The sequence below is a fragment of the Actinoallomurus acaciae genome (genome assembly GCF_042429965.1).
Classification (GTDB): Bacteria; Actinomycetota; Actinomycetes; order Streptosporangiales; family Streptosporangiaceae; genus Actinoallomurus; species Actinoallomurus acaciae.
This window is the reverse complement of sequence record NZ_JBHLZP010000781.1, coordinates 1-2,859: the sequence shown is the minus strand read 5'-3', so window position 1 is coordinate 2,859 and position 2,859 is coordinate 1. Positions and strand designations below refer to the sequence as shown.

At 72.9% G+C, this 2,859-nt stretch carries 5 protein-coding genes; 4 read left to right on the top strand and 1 reads right to left on the bottom strand.

Features of this window, described 5'->3' with window-relative positions:
* Together ACFFNX_RS46860 and ACFFNX_RS46855 are read left to right on the top strand one after the other, a co-directional pair.
* On the top strand, positions 1 to 283 hold a 283-nt coding region (locus tag ACFFNX_RS46860; protein ID WP_378212853.1), incomplete at its 5' end, for an FAD-dependent monooxygenase.
* Positions 284 to 376: 93 nt separating this feature from the next.
* Positions 377 to 715, top strand: a complete 339-nt coding sequence (locus ACFFNX_RS46855) for a HEAT repeat domain-containing protein (RefSeq protein WP_378212852.1) — start codon at positions 377 to 379, stop codon at positions 713 to 715.
* Between the two features lie 70 nt (positions 716 to 785).
* Here ACFFNX_RS46855 and ACFFNX_RS46850 read toward each other — a convergent pair whose 3' ends face one another.
* Positions 786 to 1,667, bottom strand: a complete 882-nt coding sequence (locus ACFFNX_RS46850) for an esterase/lipase family protein (protein WP_378212851.1) — start codon at positions 1,665 to 1,667, stop codon at positions 786 to 788.
* Positions 1,668 to 1,898: 231 nt separating this feature from the next.
* Between ACFFNX_RS46850 and ACFFNX_RS46845 the strand changes: the two genes are divergently transcribed.
* Together ACFFNX_RS46845 and ACFFNX_RS46840 are read left to right on the top strand one after the other, a co-directional pair.
* Complete coding sequence (locus tag ACFFNX_RS46845) at positions 1,899 to 2,615, top strand: maleylpyruvate isomerase family mycothiol-dependent enzyme (protein ID WP_378212849.1); 717 nt, start codon at positions 1,899 to 1,901, stop codon at positions 2,613 to 2,615.
* A gap of 10 nt (positions 2,616 to 2,625) precedes the next feature.
* Positions 2,626 to 2,859: beta-eliminating lyase-related protein (locus ACFFNX_RS46840; protein WP_378212848.1), on the top strand; the 234-nt coding region annotated here is incomplete at its 3' end.

Below are 2,859 nucleotides of genomic sequence, written 5' to 3'. Positions count from 1 at the left end.
CATCGGCGACGCCGCGCACGCCGCCTCCCCGGCGACCGGGCAGGGCGCCTCCATGGCGATGGAGGACGCGGTCGTGCTGGCCAAGGCGCTGCGCGACGCACCGTCCACGGAGGCGGCCCTGGAGGCGTACGAGCGGCTGCGGCGGCCCCGCGTGGAGCTCAACACGGCCACCAGTGCCCGGCTGACGGCCGGCCGTGCACCCGCCGGGCGACCCGGCACCGGACCCGCGGGCGTCCCCGACGAAGAGGTCGTCCGCACGCTCGACTGGTCCGCCCCGCTCTGAAGGCGGAGCGGTATCGGCCGGGAATGTCGTATCCGGCGTTTACCATGCAATGCGTCCGTATCCCGTATTCGTTGTGGACGCGAGGACGACCTGATGACCAACCGGCGCTTCGCGCAGGCCTTGGAGTCGATGCGGAGCCCGGAGGCCCGGCTCCGCACGCACGGCTTCGACTTTCTGCGTGAGCACGCGGACGCGTACGTGGACGAGCTCATCGCCGAGTTCGCCCGAGAAGAGGATGACGAGCTGCGCTGCTGGCTCCTGGAGCTGATCTCCGAGGCGCGGTCGCCGCGAGCCCTGGGCGTGCTGGCCGGGGAGCTGGAGAGCGACGACGACTCGGTGCGGTTCTGGGCGATCCGCGGGCTGGAGATGCTCGACACCCCGGGGGCGCACGACGCGCTCGAGCAGGCGCGGGAGGGCGGCTGGATCACCTGAGCGTGGTGCACGGAGGCCGGGGACCCGGGGATGAGATCCCCGGCCTCCGTCTGGCGGGGCCGGTGGTGGATCAGCCGTGTGACAGGCAGGTGGTCCGCGAGGCGTGCGCCGGGTCCAGGGCGTTCTCGGTCTCGTGCAGCACGACCGGGTCGAAGGCCATCGCGACGTGCTCAGAGATGTCGGCGGCGCACAGGTCCTGCAACGTCACGTTGTGCACGTCGCCGCCGCTGAGGAACTGGCTGGAGTACGGCGTGACGACCTCGTCGTACCGGCTCGCGATCACGGTGTAGCTCACGCCCGGGACGGTGTCGCCGCCGGAGTTCAACCGGGTGAGCAGGTCCGATCCGACGAACTGGTCGGTGCAGGCGGGGCAGGCGGAGTTCAGGACGCCGGCCGCGCCCGGGAACTGCGTGGCCAGCGCCGCCAGACCGTCGAGCGTGGTGCCGTGGTTGGAGGGCGCCAGGCCGACGAGCGTGTGCACCTTGGCCGCGCCGCCGAGGAACTTGATGTAGTAGCGCGGCATCATGCCGCCCTGTGAGTGCCCGACGATGTCGGCCTGCGACGCGCCGGTGGCGGCGAGGACGCCGTCGACGAACGTGGACAGCTGTGCGGCGGAGTCGGCCACCGGCCCGATCGCCCGCAGCACCGGGACGCCGGCCTGCGCCCCGTACGTCAGGGCGAAGACGCAGTAGCCCCGCGCCGCGAGGGCGGGAGAGTCGGTGATCCAGTTCACGGTGCCGTCGGCGAACGTGCCGTGGACGAGGACGACCGGGCGCGGGTGGGCGGTGCTCGGGCGGCACGACCAGTCGTTCGCGCCGGGCACGCCGGGTGCGGCGAGGGCCTTGGCGGCGTCGATCGGGTCGGAGGCCTGGGCGGCGGGTGCGAGCAGCGTCGCACCCAGCAGGGCGGTGGCGGCGGTGAGTAGCGACCGTAGTGCGCGGCGGGGCAGCACGGATCCTCCCGGGGGCGAGGGGGAGCAGGGGACGGCACGCCAGGAGTGTGAATCAGGTCACACAGCGGTTACTGACCAGTAAATTAACTTAGTCACAGGAACTTGACCAGTCAGTAACAAGTAACGGTTGAGTAACGGCCGTTCTCCGTCGGCCCTTCACCGGCCCTCAGTCCGATGGGGGCACCGATGGACGATGATTCTGTGTGGCGAGCCCCGGTGGGAGGAGAGGCGATGGAGAACGTAGGCGCGACATTGGCGGAGGTGGCGGCCGCGAGCGAACGGCTGACGGCGACCGCGGCGAAGCTGGCCGACGACGACCTGCGCGCCCCGGCGCGGCTGCCAGGCTGGACCCGCGGGCACGTGCTCGCGCACCTCGCCCGCAACGCCGACTCGTGCTGGAACCTGCTCGAATGGGCCCGGACGGGCGCGATGATCCGGCAGTACCCGGACGACCACGTACGCGACGCCGGCATCGAGGTGAACTCCGGCCGTCCCGCGGCCGAGTTGCGCGCCGAACTGCGCGTCGCCGTCGAGCGGTTCGCCCTCCAGGCCACCACGTTGCCCGAGGCCGCGTGGCGGTCCACGGTCGCGGCCCGCTCCGGCTGGGCGCATCCGGCCTGGTACGTCCTGTACCGCCGCTGGCGCGAGGTCGAGGCGCACCACCTCGACCTGGACTTCGGCTACACCTACACCGACTGGTCGCCGGCGTACGTCCGGTGGGAGCTGACCGAGACGCTGGAGGCGATCCGGCTCGACGGAGGCCTGGCCGCCGGCCGCGTCCGCGCCACCGACCTCGACGTGGACGTACGCCTCGGCGCCGGCCCGGAGATCAGCGCGCCGGGCCATGAGCTGCTCGCCTGGCTCACCGCCCGCGGCGGCGCCTCCTCCGCGGAGTGGCCCGCTCCGCCGCCGTGGCCGGGGCCCGCCGCCCGCTGGCGCGAGTCATGAGGAGGCCGGGGTGACCGCGACGACTCCGGAGATCCGGCGATCGCTGTTCCTGCACGCGCCGATTCGCCGGCGGCCCCGCGTCGTGCTCGAAGGCCTGCTCGACCTGGTGGACGCCGGCACGCCGCCCGACGGCCCCGACGGGCCGATGGCGGTGCTGGAGCGCCGCCTCGCCGCGCTGCTGGGCAAGGAGGCCGCGCTGTTCTTCCCGAGCGGCACGATGGCCCAGCAGGTCGCGCTGCGGCGC

Excerpts from the sequence above, each read along its gene's own strand:
- ACFFNX_RS46855 (WP_378212852.1), top strand. The coding sequence starts at position 377 with ATGACCAACCGGCGCTTCGCGCAGGCCTTGGAGTCGATGCGGAGCCCG.
- ACFFNX_RS46845 (WP_378212849.1), top strand. The coding sequence starts at position 1,899 with ATGGAGAACGTAGGCGCGACATTGGCGGAGGTGGCGGCCGCGAGCGAA.